Source organism: Ensifer sp. 38_S197, assembly GCF_056924495.1.
Genome location: NZ_JBXOVZ010000001.1, coordinates 1234288 through 1250031, shown reverse-complemented (window position 1 = coordinate 1250031; position 15744 = coordinate 1234288). Strand labels below are relative to the sequence as shown.

The following is a 15744-nucleotide window of genomic DNA, read 5'->3' as shown; positions in this document are numbered from 1 at the left end:
GCTGCTTGATCCTGTGACGAAGCCTGGAACACGACATCGATTGGCCATGCGGCCCAGGCCTCGTATCAGCTAAGTGTTCGGCTGAGGGATTGCCAGCCCATCCACCAGAGTGGCAATGGCGGCCTCCAGCGGCGCCGATCCGACCTTTTCTGGCACCAGAAGTCCATCGATCGCGAGCAGGGTGATGCCGTGAATGAGCGCCCATGCGGCGGTCGCCTGTCCCCTGACTGGCCGCTTGCGAATGGTCTCAGCAGCCTGACCGCGTCCGAGCATGTCCAGCACCACCTCGAATACCGCGAGCGCCCTTTGATCGAGATGCATTCCTACGGCCCGCCCCTCCTCCGCGCTGAACATCAGGCGATATAGGGCCGGGTTGTCGGTTCCGAACGCGACATATGCCAGAGATATCGGAGTGATTTCCTCAAGCAGCGATTGGGGGGCTTCGGGTTTCGCCTCCGCCAGTGCCTCGCGTAGTCGATCGAACCCAATCATGGCGAGTTCAACGAGCAGAGCAGTTTTGTCGGGAAAGTGTTTGTAGGGCGCAGCGTGGCTGACGCCAGCCCGGCGGGCCAGTTCGCGCAGCGTAAATTGCCAGTTCTTTTCCGCTCGAAGCATGTCCAGAGCGGTTTCAATAATTACACGACGGAGATCACCGTGATGATAGGGGCGTTGGGATGCGGTCCGCATGGTAGCTCAAAGTTTCTCATGGATACATTGTTGACAATGGCAACTTAACCGTCTATGTAAGGACATATGTTTCTTATGTCTACATCAACGTACACCCAGAAAGCTATAGAAAAAATACCTACGCCGATCATGTGAGCAGTCTTCTCGCAGGCCATGCGCCGGTACCATCATGCATCTCGGGCAGGACGACTTGCCTTTGGGCGGAGGCGACGCCAGCTGCCTATCACGGCGTAGAGGGATTCAAGCGACCAAGCCATACCAAAGGCATCTATAAGTGGGGACCGCAGAACAGCGTCAAATTGTTCCAACCCCAATGCGGAATGCTGACTGAGCGCATCATGAACCTCATGCTCCGCCGAACGTTCGAATTCTGCACGGGCGAGCAAGGCCGACATCGTGCCAGCTCCTCCGAGAGATCCACGTAGTTAATAGGAAAACAGATGCAACACGTTGCTAACTCGGAAACGCAAACGTCCTTCGTAGGAAAATTGAATGGTGCCACTGGGAAGCGGGCCCTGATCACCGGCGCCTCCAGTGGCCTTGGTCTAGAATTTGCCGAACTTCTGGCAGCGCAGAAGATCAATCTCGTGCTCGCAGCTCGGAGAAGAGAGCCAATGGAAAAGCTCGCAGCCGAACTTCGAAGCAAGCATGGTGTCGATGTCGTTGTCGAGCCGATTGATCTTGCCGCACCCGGTGCCGCGGCACGCTTGAAGAGTAGCCTGGACGAAAAGTCGCTGCGGATCGATATCTTGGTGAACAATGCCGGATATGGATTGCACGGTGAATTTCTGAAGACCCCGCTTGAGCGCACCATAGATATGATACAGCTCAACATCACGGCGTTGACCGAACTAAGCTTTGTGTTCGGGCGGGATATGGCAACCCGTGGGTCCGGAAAAATCCTCCTCATTGCAAGTCTGTTGGCATTCCAGCCCGTTCCCACATTTGCTGCTTATGCTGCGACGAAGTCTTATGTGCTGTCTTTTGGAGAAGCTCTGCACGACGAACTCCGCCCTCACGGCGTGGTCGTCACCAGTCTCTGCCCAGGGCACACCGAAACGGGATTCGATGCAGCGGCCGGCGCTCCCGTCTCGCCCTTGCTGCGGCTTCTGACGATGAAGCCTCGTCCCGTCGCCGAAACTGGTCTTCGCGCGCTGTCACATGGGAAAGCGTCCGTGACTGCGGGGTTCATGAACAAGGTCGCTGCATTTTCAAATCGCCTGACACCGCGTTCAATGCAGCGAGCCATCATGAAAAACGTTACGGGGGCTTAGAACTGCAATCGGCCGGCAACCGACGCGCTCGTTGCCGGCCTGCTGGTCTTGGCAGCCAGTCTGCCTTTTCGGGAAGGTCTGCCTCCGGATGGCCGGCGAGGACAGGGAGGACGAAGTCGCGCTTGGAAAGGGCGAATTGCAGGCGCTCGATGCCGCAATCCAGTCCAAAAGCTGCCAATGACATATTCGGCACGGTCCACATCAGACCCGGTCGCGGTTGGCTTTCGAACCAATAAACATCAAACATCTGGAGACAATATGTTGACTTTCAAATATGCGGGCGTGCTCGCAATCGCCCTCGTTGCCACCGTCATGTCTTCCGCCGCATGGGCGGACAACTCTTCGCCGGTTGGCGTGTGGAAGAACATCGATGATGTCAGCGGGAAGCCGAGGGTACTGATCCGCATTACCGAAACGAACGGCACCCTGCGGGGCACGGTCATAAAAGCCTTCCCCGGCCCGGGTGAAGATCAGAACCCGAAATGCGGTAAATGCGAGGGCACGCTCAGAAACACGCCGATCGTCGGCCTCCAAATTCTCTCCGGGCTGAAAAAGGATGGCGACGGATATACAGGCGGAGAAATCCTCGATCCAGAGAATGGCGAGGTCTACAGCAGTAATTTGCATCTCATCGACGGCGGCAGGAAACTCCGCGTGCGCGGCTTTATCGGTGTATCATTGCTCGGCCGTTCACAGACTTGGATACGCCAGGACTAGGGAGGCCACCGCACACCTCCCCTAGCCGGCGGAAACTTGGAAGCAGAATGCCACGCTTGAGAACATAGCATGAAGCCCTCTTCATCGATCGCTACGGCAAAAACAGCGTTGCTCAAATCGGCGAGAGACTGGACCCGCAGCTCATGGACAATGAGGTGTTGGTCCAGGTCCATGCCGCCGGCGTAAACCTGCTCGATTCCAAGATCAGGGATGGAGAGTTCAAACGGGCTGTGCGGAAGGGTTTTGGCTTTTCCGGTAACTGGAGCGTCAACGATCAGAACGATCTGCTCGTGCGCCTCTTGGGGTCGTTTGCGGCAGGAGGCGAAATACTAAGCGATCTGGCGTGTCAATCGGCGCGGAATGTTGACCCCTTATCGGCGTCCAATCTTCACCCCCCTGTAGACGATCAGCGCTTGGCCTGCCCGGCGCTGGCCGGAGTTGCAGAGGGTAGGCCAAGTGCGGGTGATGGGTATCTTTGGCTTTAGCTTTGAGAGCGGTTCTTGAAGCGCCAGGACTCGTTTCCTGTTTCCACGATCTCGCAGTGATGGGTCAGGCGGTCGAGGAGTGCCGTCGTCATCTTGGCATCACCAAACACCGATGGCCATTCGCCGAAGGCAAGGTTCGTGGTGACGATGATCGAGGTGCGCTCGTAGAGCCGACTGATCAGGTGGAAGAGGAGCTGGCCCCCTGCCTGCGCGAACGGCAGATAGCCGAGTTCATCGAGGATGATAAAGTCGAGGCGTGTAAGGTAGTCCGCCGTCCGCCCTTGCTTGCCGTTGCGCGTTTCTGTTTCCAACCGATTGACCAGATCGACAACGTTGAAGAAGCGGCCACGTGTGCTGTTGCGGATGAGAGCACGGGCAATCGCGATGGCCAGATGGCTCTTGCCGGTTCCCGTGCCGCCGACGAGGACGACGTTGCGCTGGTCGGCCACAAAGGTGCCGGTAGCCAGTTCTCGGACCAGGGGTTCATTCACGGGCGTGTCGGCAAAGTCGAAGTCGTCGATATCCTTTGCCAACGGCAGCTTAGCGATGCTGAGCTGGTAGCGGATGGATCGGGCCTGCTTCTCGGCGATCTCCGACTGCAGGAGATCACCGACGATGCGTGGCGGTTCGTGCTGCCGTTTGATGCCGTTGCCCATGACCTCATCATAGGCGCTTCGCATTCCGTAGAGCTTCAGCGTGCTCATCAGTTCGAGAACCTGCGTGCGTTCCATCAACTTACCCTCCTGAGCCTGTCGTAACGGGCGCAGTCGGCGACCGGCTCATGGGCAAGCCGAAGCGCATCCGGGATTTGCAGGGGTGCAGCAGGAGCCGGATCGCGGCTTCGCGCCAGAATGTTGATGATCACCGAGGCCGAGCAGACGCTGTGATCGAGCGCTTCCTGGCAGGCAGCCTCAACGGCGGTAAGACCATCAGCAGGAACACATCCGAGTATGCTGACCATCTGCCGATCACCATCATCGACGCTCTTCAGTCGCTTGCGAACCTTTTCCATCGCGGCAGGCAAAACCCATTCCCGGAACGGAGCGCCGTTGCGCAAGGCACCGGGTTTGCGAGCGAGGACAGGGACATAGTGCCAGGGATCATAGACGGTCTCGCCACGGCCGAAGCTGCGTTGGTGCTCAGCGACCGTCACTCCATCCTGTTTGATGACGACCCGATCAGCATAGGCATGGACCTCGACAGGGCGGCCGACGGCAGTCGATAGAACCGAGTATTTGTTGTTGTCGAAGCGGACGGTGCAGGTTTTGGATACTGACGCTGGCACACAATGGAAGCCGTCGAACGGCCCCACATAGCGCACGAGGCAGCCGCGTTCGGCCTCGAACATCTGCCAGATCGTCTGTCCCGTCTGTTCGGGATGGCTATGGGCCTTGGCATAGGCAACGCATTTGTCGAGCAGCCAGACATTCAGTTCCTCCAGGCTTTTGACCCTGAGGCGTGGTGTGAAGAACCGCTCGCGCACGAGGCCGACCTGGTTCTCGACCTGTCCTTTCTCCCAGCCGGATGCTGGCGTGCAGGCTACGGGATGGACGAGATAATGGCTGCACATCTGCAGGAAACGGCGATTGTAGAGCCGTTCCTTGCCGATAAAGACGGACTCGACCGCCGTCTTCATGTTGTCGTAGATCCCGCGCGTGCAGGTGCCACGGAAGAAGTCGAAGGCCTTGTCGTGCGCGTCGAAGACCATCTCCTGGCTCTCACGCATATAGGCCCGCGCGAACATCATCCGACTGTGGCAGAGCCGTACATGGGCGACCTTCACCGTCGTCGTCACGCCCTGGATCAGGACGATCTCATGGCTCCAGTCGAACTGATAGGCTTCACCAGGTGCATAATAGAGCGGCACGTAGGCTTCCGCCGTCACGGCACCCCGGTCCTTCGACCATCCCTTCGCATAGCGCCGGATCGCATCGTAGCTGCCGTCGTAACCCAACGCCCGAAGCTCTTCGTAAATCCGGATCAGCGTCAGCCGTTCACGAGATGGCTTGCCTTCATTCGCGGCCAGGAAGCGCTCGATCTCACCTTTCCACCGACCAGTTTTCGGTAAAGGTTGCCGCTCTCGCTCGTAGGAAAAGTCCGTCTCATCAGATCGCAGTATCTTGCGGACAGTGTTGCGGGAAACATGCAGCTCCCGGACGATCTTCTTCACTGACCAGCCCTGCACATGGAAGGCCCGGCGAACACGCGCAATCGTATCCACTCGCTTCAACTCCCCCTCCATCCGTCAGCAAAAGACGGATGGTCAGACGAAACAGGTGGGGGGTCAAAATTGGACGCCGGTCACCCCGCCAGAGGGGTCAATATTCCACGCCGAAACACACCTGGAGAAACAAGACGCAGTCGTGAAGAGTTCGTAGCCGAGCGTCGCGGTGGTAGCCCTGCAGCCGACACAACATGCCGGACAGTAAAGCGGCCCGGCCCAGAACGTCCGCATCAGGCGTGAACACGCGATGGGCCGGCATCGCCTTAACCGTGGCTCTGATTTGTTGAATAGCTGTTTTCGTCCCTTTGTGCGCCGGGTCGAGCACGCCAACGGTATGCATCAACTCCTGGACGGCGATTGTAGAGTGATTGCTGTGGCGAATATCAAGCAAGTCCGCCACAAGCTCTGGGGCTCGCCCTTGCAGTCCATCAATGTAGACGCACGTATCGAGTAGCAGCTCCAGCCCGGCTTCAGCGGGCTCGTCGAGGAAGGGCAGCTCATTGTCGCTGCGCCTTGAAAGGGTCCGTCCGGGATCGAGCCTTCCCCAGCGAACCGCGCCGTCGAAGTCAAAATCCGACAAGTCAGAAACCGAGTTTCAGGTCAGGGTCGACCGTTCCGCGGGTCTTGCGAAAAGCCGATCCAAAATCGTCGTCCAGGGCGACGGCGGCCAAAGCGAACTCGATCAAATCAGTATCGGTTTTGATGCCCGTGTGCTTCTTGGCTTGTTCGATAAGAGCGGGGCTGATCCTACCGCCGATCCTTTTACTCTTTTCGCCCAGCAGGCCGGAATGCTCAGCCGCTTTCATGACCGCATCAATCCGCGCCTTGCTGCTAGAAGTAAATTTGCCGACTTTCGCATCGCGCACAGCCTTTGCAAGCAACGGCTCTTTTGCCACTGACCGTTCTCCCATTCCACTGTGCTTTCCCATAACGACCTCGTGTCTGACAAAATGTAATTTCGTCCAACATAGTGCCGATCCTCTTCGATATCAAATTAGAGCGGCGCAGCGGTGGTGTGACTTCTGCGACCCGCACCACACACAAAGCCAGACCTGTTGGGGACCGCGAACGAATAATGAACCGAAGCGCCATGACCCCAGGTGATCGGAACAACCTGGCGCAGGAAACGGCAGAGCTTTGGCGACGCTGCTCTTTCCGCGCCCCCTCGCCACGAGGCATCCGGCTCCTAATGGATCCGACGCCGCACTGCCGGTGAACTGACCAAAATTTCCACCCAAAAACTATGGCCAGTGCTTCGGCTGTGAAGCGTCGAGGAGCGCGGTGAGCTCACCAATGACCGGCGTGCGTGGAATGCGGCAAACGAGCAGCTGTCAATAGAGTAATCGAGTTCGTATCGTTCCAGGAATTTCGCGTAGGGACTGAAGAATCTCCTCGGCATTTGCGGAAATTCCTTCGGCCTCGATCACAACATAGCCCGTGTCGCTATACGTCTGAAGGAACTCAGCCATGATGTTTAGCCCGCGCGACGAGAAGATCTCGTTGAGCTGGATGAGCATGCCGGGGCGGTTTTCATGCACGTGAATGAAACGCGTGCCGTTCGGGCGTTCGGGCAGCTGTACCTGCGGAAAGTTGACGGCGCCCATCGTTGAGCCGATGTCGGAATACTCGACCAGCTTCCTTGAAACCTCCCCGCCGATGCGCTCTTGGGCTTCCTCAGTGGAGCCGCCGATATGCGGCGTCAGAATGACATTGTTCAAGCCTTGCAACGGCGTCTCAAAACGCTCGTTGTTCGATGCCGGCTCCTTGGGGAAGACGTCGACGGCCGCACCCGCTAGATGCCCGTCTTTCAGGACTTTCGCAAGCGCATCGAGGTCGACCACCGTGCCGCGAGAATTATTGATGAAGATGGCGCCCTTCTTCATGCGGCGCAATTCGGTCTCGGTGATCATGTTATGAGTCGATGGTGTTTCGGGAACGTGCATTGTCACATAGTCAGAAATTTCGAGAAGGTCACCGAGCGAAGCCATCGACTCCGAATTGCCCCGGCGCAGCCGATCGGAAAGATCGAAGTAACGCACGACCATGCCCATGCTTTCGGCAAGCGAGCTGAGCTGCGATCCGATATTGCCGTAGCCGACAATCCCGAGCGTTTTGCCGCGGACCTCCCGGCTGCCGACAGCGGACTTCTCCCACCCACCTTGATGCGCCGAAGCCGAGCGCGGAAAGATCTGCCTTGTCAGCATGATAATCTCGCCGATCACAAGCTCGGCCACCGATCGCGTATTTGAGTAAGGTGCATTGAACACGGGAATGCCGCGCCGCCGCGCCGCATCCAGATCGACTTGGTTCGTACCCACGGAAAAACAGCCAACGGCGATCAGTTTCTTGGCGGATTCGAAGATCTCGTCCGTCAGCTGCGTGCGGGAACGAATGCCGATGATATGAGCGTCGGCGATGTGGCGCCTAAGATCGTTGTCGTCGAGCGCCTTCGGCAAATGAATGAGGTTGGTGTAGCCGGACGACGAAAAGTAGTCCACCGCGGTCTGGCTAATGCCTTCCAGCAGAAGCACGGAAATTCGGTCGCGTGGGAGAGAAAGTTGGCGGCTCATAAATGTTGCTCCGATTTCCGAAAGGCCGATGTGGCTTCGGCGCCTATGAAGGTTTAAGCGGCCAGACAGGCAAATATCAACGCCTTGGTACCGCGAACAGATCTCAACGTACCGCAGTTTTCCATACTCTCTACCCAAAGGTTGGCAACAAAGGATGACCTAGGATTCGCCAGCTCGCCACTGGCACTCCCCTCCCTTGGCTCGCGCCCGAGCCTGCTGCTCAAATTCGTCGGCTACCAACTCTGGGATCCGGTGAAGCGCGCCGAGGATCCGACCCACGGCATGCCGGCGGAGGTGGAAGAGCGCCTGGTGGACGTGCCCGATCGGGCTCTGCTTCTCGTCGCATTCGCCTCCGGCGGCATCGACGGTCCGAATTGGCAGCACTGCACATCGAGGACCTCACTGACGAAGAGCCCGTCCGTCCCGATCCTGCCGATCAAGACTCCCCTCTCCTCCCCTGCCTCTCCATCCGCCTGGGCCGAACGAAGACGACCGCCAGCGACGACGACGAACATGCGCTCCTGATCGGCCGGCCGGTATCGGTGCTGAAACGCTGGCTCGATGAAGCCAATATCCAGGACGGCGCGGTGTTTCGGCGCATTGATCAATGGGGAAACATCGATCGGCGCCCGCTGACGCCGCAATCCGTCAACCTGATCCTGAAAGGCCGCTACAAGCAGGCCGGTCTCGATCCGGCATTGTTTTCGGCACATGGCTTGCGGTCGGGCTACCTGACCGAAGCTGCCAACCGCGGCATCCCCCTCCTCGAGGCCATGCAGCAGTCGCTGCACAAATCGGTCAGGCAGGCGGCGAGCTACTACAACAACGCGGAGCGCAAACAGGGACGAGCGGCAAGGCTCATCGTCTAGCCTGCAGGGTTAATCGCGGACGAATTCAACAAAGGACAAGTCAGTCCGGATCATGCGGCGAACACAGTCGCGAACATCACCACCGCAGCGGAAAATACGGCTAGGCTTACGGCTTCACAGATGAGCTTCATGGTGGTCTTTCGAGTGTCCAGTTAGAATTTTAACGCGTAGCCGGGGCTTAGTGTGCCGGATCAAACGATCGGCTGACGTGCTCGGACTTCGCTCCGCAGTTGTTTAACTGTTGCAAACAGCATGACAAAAAACATCAGAGCCGAAAACAGAACCACTTCTAGATCCATTTCATTTGAACGTTTAGAACTGACGCTCAATTAGCATTCGTCTTTAGCGGGAACTGTTTCCCAGGAAACAAGTCGGGTTCGGAACATGTCCCCCTCGTTCGCGGCTATGCCGGGCTTCGCGAGCCTATGACGACACGCAGCGATCAGCGGAAGTCGATCGCATGCTGGTGGCTGATTTGATGAAGGACACCAGCGTGCGGCGAACATAGGACATATTTGTCGCCGCTGGCGTGCTTTGCGGTGTCGCTCATCAAGCGGGGCGTTGGGCGTCGGAGCTACCGATTGTGCAGCGACTGCTGCATCACTTCAGGGGGAAACACCTCGGCCTCGGTCAGAAAGTCTGACCTTACGCCGTGTGCCGCAATCACGGCCGGCGCGAGCCCGCCTCTCATCCCAAGCACGGCGAACTCCAACAACCACAACAACACGGAGCGAAAGGCTGAACGATCAGCTCGTCTGTACGTCTCAGCGACTACGCGCCGAAGAACGAATCGGCTCGCTTCTCGAACGACTGCCATTCTTCCGGTTCTGCTTTCGCGTCCGATGTGTCGCGTTGGTCGGCGGCGGACGCTGTCTTCCACCAGGCTTCAGCACGTTGCAACAACGACACCATCTCTGCCTTCAAACGATGCGAACGCTCCAAGTCAGCGGCGTGCTCGGCGTTTTTGCGGAGATCGTAGAACACGTCGATCGCCTCGCTGCGCGCCTGTCGTGCCGCTTCCAATTGCTCTTTCAAGCTCTCCAGCTCAGCTTTCGCCGTAAAATACTGTTTCATAACCGCGATAAGCTCGCGGTCACTGACGCTCTTTTCCACGATCCGTCCTCCTTCCAATTCCGCGGGCAAAGCCTAGCCTATCGGAAACCTTATCGTTTCTCGATGCAAAAGGCATACCCTCCGCTCTAGTAACGTCGTCAGGTTGAGGTAGTCTAACGGCACGATCCGTGAGCGGGGGCGCATCAAGTGCAGGTTCAGTCATTAGCGTCGCATTTCGTGCCGGTGCTTTATGCGCTTTTGCTTGTCTTGCTGTCATCGGCGATCGCGCCGACGCAGCAAGCCGATGTGGTGCTGGCGGTCGGCACAATCACCGATGACAGCTATCCCGGCCGAGAGTTTGCCGGCAATGGTCTGGCAGAAGCTATCCTGCACCACACCGTCACCATGCTGGGCGACGGCGGGGAGGCTGAATGGTGCGCGGGCAAGGTCGTCGAATGGCGGCGGATCGACGAGGTGATCAAGGAACAGAAGTTTCAGCAGTCGAAATATGCTGACCCGACCACGGCGATAAAGAAGCTGGGCACCGAGGCCCCCGACTTTCTTATTGGCGGCCGCATCACATTCGGCGCCGGGAAAGCCAACTGGACCATAGAAACAAGAACCAACCCCGGCGGCGACCTTGTTGACAGCTTCTCCGGCTTCTCGGACGACGATGGGTTTCTCGACGAGGCTGCCCGGATTGCCGAGCACGTGCTGGACAAGCTTTGCCCCGGTCCGTGGGCGGTCACCGGCGGCGGCGCCCGGATCAAGGTGAGCGGAACCGTGGCGAAGTTGAGCGAGCCGTTCGAGGTCGTCGGCAAGTTCCCCGGTGGCACTGCGGATTTCGTCTACACGCCAACGTCGCGCTCCGGCGGGACTGTGAAATATGTGCTTGCGGGCGGCGGTTTTTCAGGCGCTGGCAGCGGCACCTATACCATCGGTCCGTCGGGCGACGGCTCTACGCTGACGATCAAGCAAACCACGAAGGGCTGCATCAACGGCGTACCGGGTTCGTGCAAGACCAACAGCGAGGTGCTGACCCTGACCCCGGTTTCGCGCTGATGGTCCGCTGTGGGGCGAGGCGCCTTTCAACAGGCCCCCGGATACCGACTGTCTTTCGTTCGATATCCCGACCGTACGCAAACTCAGCCTTCGCGAGCGCGTAATCTGGATGTTGCCGTACGCCATTGTGAGGCAACCGAGATCGATCGCAGACAAGGTTTCACCAAGAGCCTAGCCGCAAGACATTGGCGTGACCCGAAAACTCCGAACGCTTGCTAGACCCCATTTGGTCAGCTCTCTGCGTTCCCGATAGAAACGCGGAGGACAGGCCGCAAACCGCGGCATTCCACTGCCCGAGGCCATGTAGCAGTCGCTGCACAGATCGATCAGCCAGGCTGCGCGTTACTATGACTATGCGAAGCGAAAACAGGAGCGGGCGGCGCGCTTGCTTGTCTAAGAGCCGCCGAACCCGGCGGCGCTACAGTCAAACGCCGAACAGACTCTTATCCCAGCAGACGGTTGGTGAAGGCTAACGCCGATCGCCGAATATTCGGGATGAGCAGGAATGATGAGAATATTGCTGTCGAGCCTTGCGACGATGCTTGGCATAATCAGAACCGCACTCCGCTTTTGTAAGCGCCATTCCTCGCCAAACTGCTTGCAGACGACTGCCTGCATGGTGTCCCCGCCCGTATCGCGGTAGGGCTGACGGAAGCCGCCAATCGCGGCATTCCCTCCCGAGGCCATGCAGTGGTCGCGGCATAAGCTCAGAAACCCGTCAGTCTGGCAGCTCCCGAACTGGAGTCTTTGGCGAACACCCCCGTCGCAGAGCTGTGGGAGCCCAACATCGAAAGCTTATGAGTTCGAACTAGATATCAAACGAGAACCACTTGCTTTTCACGGAGGTTCCTAATGCCCTCCAATCTCATCAGGCGGGCCGACTACGATCCGCAGACGCGAACACTTTCAGTCTGGCTAGTAACGACACAGAACCGATACGACTATGAAAACGTGCCGCCAGAGACATACGAGGCTTTCCGACGCGCCTTCTCTAAAGGTCGGTTCTTCAACCGTCATATTCGCGATCGTTTTCGCTATCACGTGACGCCGCTCGGATAAGCAGTCCAGTCGGCTCAGTCCGCGCAAGCGCAAAACCGAGAACAAAAGAACGAACGAGCAGCCCGGATAATCGGCTAACAACGCCGTTTCCGATGAGAGGGCATAGCGGGGGCTTCCCACCGCGATGCACCTCAAATGGCGAAGAATTCCATTGCCCGGCAATTCTAGACAAGATCGCGCCGGCATATGCGAGGCTGTCGCATCATTGCGGGCGCCGAGGCTTCATGAAGCGCTGACTTGCGCAAGCGAGGCGAGGAGTTAGGTCGCGGCCGCTGCCCTAGCCAGTTCGCTCAGCCGCTCCTGACAGATCGTCTCGATGAGACTGAGGAGATGCTCGGTGCGCTCGAGAAGCCAGCTGAGCCCTTCCTCGGTGATCTCAAAGTGCTTGGAGTAGCGTGCTTTCACATAGGCTTCGTTGAGAATGTTATACCAGGCGGCATAGCGGTGCTGATCGCGCGGCCAGGCCTCGACCAGCCGCTGGTCGCGATCCTCGGCGAGACCGCGGAGAAATTTGAGATTGTGTGACGGCGGACTGTAGTTGGTGAGGGTGAGGAGCACGCAAGAATAGGCAGATTCTACGGCTTGGTGCAGCAAAAAGACAGCTCGTTTCTGCCAGCGATGCTCAATGGCATACGCGGCGAGTTGGTGAAATTCCGTAGTGCTTTGGGACTGCCTCTCGAAATGCTCCTTCGCCACCCTGAGCGCATCGCCAGGCGAGAGCCGTTTCGGCTCGGCCAGGGGTCGGTCGTCGAGCTCGTAGAGCACGACGCCCTCGCGCAGGATATCGACGAAGAAATACTGTCCGTCCGCAAGGAAGTTGTTCACCTCCCGGGCGCCATGGACGATCAGCCCAACCGGCGTCGACACTCCTTTGTCCCACATCAGACGGTCGGTCGCCTTGTCCCAATATTGCGGTTCTGCGAGCTTCTTCGAATTGACGATGACGAGGATATCGTAATCGGAGCGATAGCCCTTCATCGTATGCGGCTCGTCGACAAAGGTGCCGCGGGCATAGGAGCCGAACAGGATGATCTTCAAGATCCGCCCGCGCTTCTTGAAGTCGGCCGAGCCACCCTCGAGCGCATCGGCAAACTCCTCGTGGATGATCTCCACGACGCGGGCAAGCTCGCGCTGCTTCTTCTCGGGAAGATGGTCCAGGCTCGTTTTCATACTCAACCGATAGGATAAAGACGACTCCTCGTCTACTACTGGAATTATGAGTGAGCCGGCGCCTCTGACGCACGTCCATGATCCTGCGTCGCTTGCTTCCGGCGAGCTCGCGATCCGATCCGACCGTTCGCACTCAGGCTCTGGGAATGGAGCTCATTACTCTCCGAACCCGGAAATCAGCGTGTCGGCTCCGCGCAAGATGATGGTAACCACTGGGCCTAGGACGCCCAACGGATCGACAGTCGAATAAGTCGCCACTTAAGTCCCGCTAAGACCTGCGGCAGCGAGCAAATTCGACCGGATGCGGCATTGAGTATAGCGCGACAATCAGCATGATACCCTCGTGCCGACCGCGACATAAGAGTCTCATCCAGATTGTCGCCGCCGTATCGCGGTAGGGACGCCCATTGCTGAGCGCCCCCCGCACAGATCCACGCGGGCGGGTTTCCCGCACGTGGCTCTTACCTCGGGTGATTGACGGCGAAACGTACATTCGGCCATGGATGAAGGATGCAAGGCTTGGGTAGGTAGTCGTTGGCTAGTTTCACGATCCTCTCCCACGTGACGTCGGCCCTCTGACTGCGCCGCTGTAGGCATCGCCGCCAGAGACCAATCACCCGATATCGGAGCGCGGAGAGCGCCCGGAGGTTCGTTGGAACCGCGAAGTAGGCGAAGTGTCCGCCGACGATCTGCCTCAGCCACTTTCCCTGTTGGGAGATTGGCCAGTGCATCCGCCGCCGCAGGTCCGCCTTGATGTCCTTGAGCTTCGCCCGCATGCGGTCGCCTCGGGTCTTCCGCTGAAGCTGGAAGTGCCCTTTGCGTGTTTTCCCGCAGATGAACGTGAACCCCAGGAAGGCGAAGGTCTCCGGTTTGCCGAGCCCGCGTTGCTTGCGGTTGACCGCAGCGAAGCGACCGAACTCAATCAAGCGGGTCTTGTCCGGATGAAGCAACAGCATGAACTCCTCAAGCCTCGCGCGCATCGCAGCGAGGAAGCGACGAGCGTCGCCCTCGCGCTCGAAACCGACGATCAGGTCATCAGCATAACGCACGATGATCATGTCGCCGGTGGCCTCGCGCTGTCGCCAGCGTTTGGCCCACAGGTCGAGCACGTAATGCAGGTAGATGTTCCCGAGCAGCGGTGAGATCACCGAGCCCTGTCCCGTTCCCCTGTCATCTACGGTCACGATCCTGTCTTCGAGGATGCCCGCCTTCAGCCATTTGCGGATCAGGCGGATGATGCGCTTGTCGCCGATCCTGTGTTCCAAGAAGCGAACCAGCCATTCCTGGCTGACCGCCCCAAAGAAGTTCTGGATGTCAGCGTCAATTATCCAGCTCATCCTCCGCTGGTCGATCGCCACGCATAGGGCATCCAATGCATCATGGGGTCCTCGCCCGGGCCGGAACCCGTAGGAGAAACCACAGAAGTCGCCTTCGTAGATGGCATTGAGCACCAGTACCGTTGCTCCTTGGACGATCTTGTCTTCCAGAGCTGCAATCGCCAGCGGCCGCTGCTTCCCATCCGCCTTCGGTATATACGTTCGGCGTGACGGTTGCGGGCGGTACGCTCCCCGTTGGACCCGTATGTGCAGATCCTCAAGCCGAGGCTCAAGGTCCGCCTCGTAGTCCTGCCACGTCATGCCATCTACCCCGGGAGCGGCCTTGCGCTTCAGCGCGTAGAAAGCCGTCCGAAGTGTATCGACGTTGATATGGTGGAGAAGCGCAGTGAACTGATCCTTTTTCCTCAGCCTTGCGGCCTTCCGTACGCGGTCCAGCGACTGGGACATGCGATCCCGGCTCTGTGTCCGGTGCGTGCGTTGCTGTTCCGCGCTCCCCTTGGTCCCCGGCCTTGGCTCCACCAACTCCGCCGCCGGTCGTCCGGCTTTGTTCGTTGGCTTCGCAGCTACTATGCCGGAGTCTGACTTCTCCTGTCCGTCCATCATCGGCTACGGCTCCTCGCCTTTCCGATGCGGACCGGCGTGGCTGACGCCACCCGGCCAGACAGGAGATCTCCCAGGTTCCGACGCGTTCCTTTCATGCGTGGCATGGCCCTAGACCCCGGCAGGGCGACGGCGCCTCGCGTATCGGCTCCGCCCATGTTGCCTTCGACGGATGAGAAAGTCTCGGCCCCTGCGATCTGATCATTATCGTGGCTCACTCCCATACCCCGCATGATTGCTGTGTACGCTTCGCCGTGGTCGTCACCGCCCACGCCGCAACACTCACTATCGGGCGGGAGCTACCCCTTACCCGAGCCGGACTTTCACCGGCTGGAACGCGCCAGCTTGTCCTGGCGCACCTCATCCTGATCGCCGCGCAGCATTGAGGTCACCAGAGCGCGCTGCCAGCAGGTTATCGTCTAGATGTAGAGACTAAGGGGCGTCTCCGCCTGGTCGGCGTGAAGCTGACAAAACTCGGCGCCGATCTCCGCTTGAATGGAAATCGGCCTTGAATGGGTGGAAATCCACCCGTGCGATCGGCCGCATGTTTCCAAATCCACCCAAATCAAAGCCAAAGCCCGACAAATGCATTCCCTCGCCCGGCTAAACCGTTGTCTGTGCTATGATTGCGTTTGCA

Annotated in this window: 12 protein-coding genes and 4 pseudogenes; 7 read left to right on the top strand and 9 right to left on the bottom strand. The window is 58.7% G+C overall.

What is annotated here, in order from left to right; all coding sequences use genetic code 11:
* Positions 1-69: 69 nt before the first annotated feature.
* A complete protein-coding gene (locus AC1Z3V_RS05700; RefSeq protein WP_483497732.1) occupies positions 70-687 on the bottom strand; it encodes a TetR/AcrR family transcriptional regulator in 618 nt (205 codons plus the stop codon).
* A 440-nt stretch (positions 688-1127) separates the two neighbouring features.
* Between AC1Z3V_RS05700 and AC1Z3V_RS05695 the strand changes: the two genes are divergently transcribed.
* From AC1Z3V_RS05695 to AC1Z3V_RS05685, 3 genes and pseudogenes are all read left to right on the top strand, one after another.
* Positions 1128-1961 (top strand): SDR family NAD(P)-dependent oxidoreductase, encoded by an 834-nt coding sequence (locus tag AC1Z3V_RS05695; protein ID WP_483497730.1) that lies wholly within the window; start codon positions 1128-1130, stop codon positions 1959-1961.
* Positions 1962-2219: 258 nt separating this feature from the next.
* Entirely contained in the window at positions 2220-2678 is a 459-nt protein-coding gene (locus AC1Z3V_RS05690) for a DUF2147 domain-containing protein (protein WP_483497728.1), read from the top strand.
* 230 nt (positions 2679-2908) lie between these two features.
* A pseudogene (locus tag AC1Z3V_RS05685) lies at positions 2909-2983 on the top strand (IS6 family transposase); the annotation flags it as partial.
* Between the two features lie 176 nt (positions 2984-3159).
* On the opposite strand, the gene istB reads toward AC1Z3V_RS05685, so the two are convergent.
* The 5 genes and pseudogenes from istB to serA all read right to left on the bottom strand — a co-directional run bounded on the left by istB (position 3160) and on the right by serA (position 7957).
* Positions 3160-3894: an IS21-like element helper ATPase IstB gene (gene istB / locus AC1Z3V_RS05680; protein ID WP_483497727.1), complete on the bottom strand. Its 735-nt coding sequence runs from the start codon at positions 3892-3894 to the stop codon at positions 3160-3162.
* Positions 3827-5393: pseudogene (istA, locus tag AC1Z3V_RS05675) on the bottom strand (IS21 family transposase). Before istA ends, istB begins: the two are co-directional and overlap by 68 nt.
* An 88-nt stretch (positions 5394-5481) precedes the next feature.
* Positions 5482-5967: a DNA-binding protein gene (locus AC1Z3V_RS05670; RefSeq protein ID WP_483497725.1), complete on the bottom strand. Its 486-nt coding sequence runs from the start codon at positions 5965-5967 to the stop codon at positions 5482-5484.
* Position 5968: 1 nt separating this feature from the next.
* Positions 5969-6283, bottom strand: a complete 315-nt coding sequence (locus tag AC1Z3V_RS05665; RefSeq protein ID WP_483497723.1) for a hypothetical protein — start codon at positions 6281-6283, stop codon at positions 5969-5971.
* Between the two features lie 435 nt (positions 6284-6718).
* Positions 6719-7957 carry a phosphoglycerate dehydrogenase gene (gene serA, locus AC1Z3V_RS05660; protein ID WP_483497722.1) on the bottom strand — a complete coding sequence of 413 codons (1239 nt, stop codon included), beginning with the start codon at positions 7955-7957 and terminating at the stop codon, positions 6719-6721.
* A gap of 170 nt (positions 7958-8127) precedes the next feature.
* Here serA and AC1Z3V_RS05655 point away from each other — a divergent pair.
* Positions 8128-8826, top strand: a pseudogene (locus tag AC1Z3V_RS05655) (site-specific integrase); the annotation flags it as partial.
* Positions 8827-9597: 771 nt separating this feature from the next.
* Here AC1Z3V_RS05655 and AC1Z3V_RS05650 read toward each other — a convergent pair.
* Positions 9598-9939 (bottom strand): hypothetical protein, encoded by a 342-nt coding sequence (locus AC1Z3V_RS05650; RefSeq protein WP_483497720.1) that lies wholly within the window; start codon positions 9937-9939, stop codon positions 9598-9600.
* A 147-nt stretch (positions 9940-10086) separates the two neighbouring features.
* Between AC1Z3V_RS05650 and AC1Z3V_RS05645 the strand changes: the two genes are divergently transcribed.
* From AC1Z3V_RS05645 to AC1Z3V_RS05635, 3 genes and pseudogenes are all read left to right on the top strand, one after another.
* A complete protein-coding gene (locus AC1Z3V_RS05645; RefSeq protein ID WP_483497719.1) occupies positions 10087-10941 on the top strand; it encodes a hypothetical protein in 855 nt (284 codons plus the stop codon).
* A 265-nt stretch (positions 10942-11206) separates the two neighbouring features.
* Positions 11207-11338 (top strand): annotated as a pseudogene (locus AC1Z3V_RS05640) (integrase); the annotation flags it as partial.
* A gap of 455 nt (positions 11339-11793) precedes the next feature.
* Positions 11794-12000, top strand: a complete 207-nt coding sequence (locus tag AC1Z3V_RS05635; protein ID WP_483497717.1) for a KTSC domain-containing protein — start codon at positions 11794-11796, stop codon at positions 11998-12000.
* Positions 12001-12258: 258 nt separating this feature from the next.
* On the opposite strand, the gene AC1Z3V_RS05630 is transcribed toward AC1Z3V_RS05635, so the two are convergent.
* The gene (locus tag AC1Z3V_RS05630) at positions 12259-13170 is read right to left on the bottom strand and encodes a nucleotidyltransferase and HEPN domain-containing protein (protein WP_483497716.1); all 912 of its coding nucleotides are present in this window, start codon (positions 13168-13170) and stop codon (positions 12259-12261) included.
* 461 nt (positions 13171-13631) lie between these two features.
* Entirely contained in the window at positions 13632-15110 is a 1479-nt protein-coding gene (gene ltrA, locus AC1Z3V_RS05625) for a group II intron reverse transcriptase/maturase (protein WP_483497715.1), read from the bottom strand.
* Between the last annotated feature and the right edge of the window lie 634 nt (positions 15111-15744).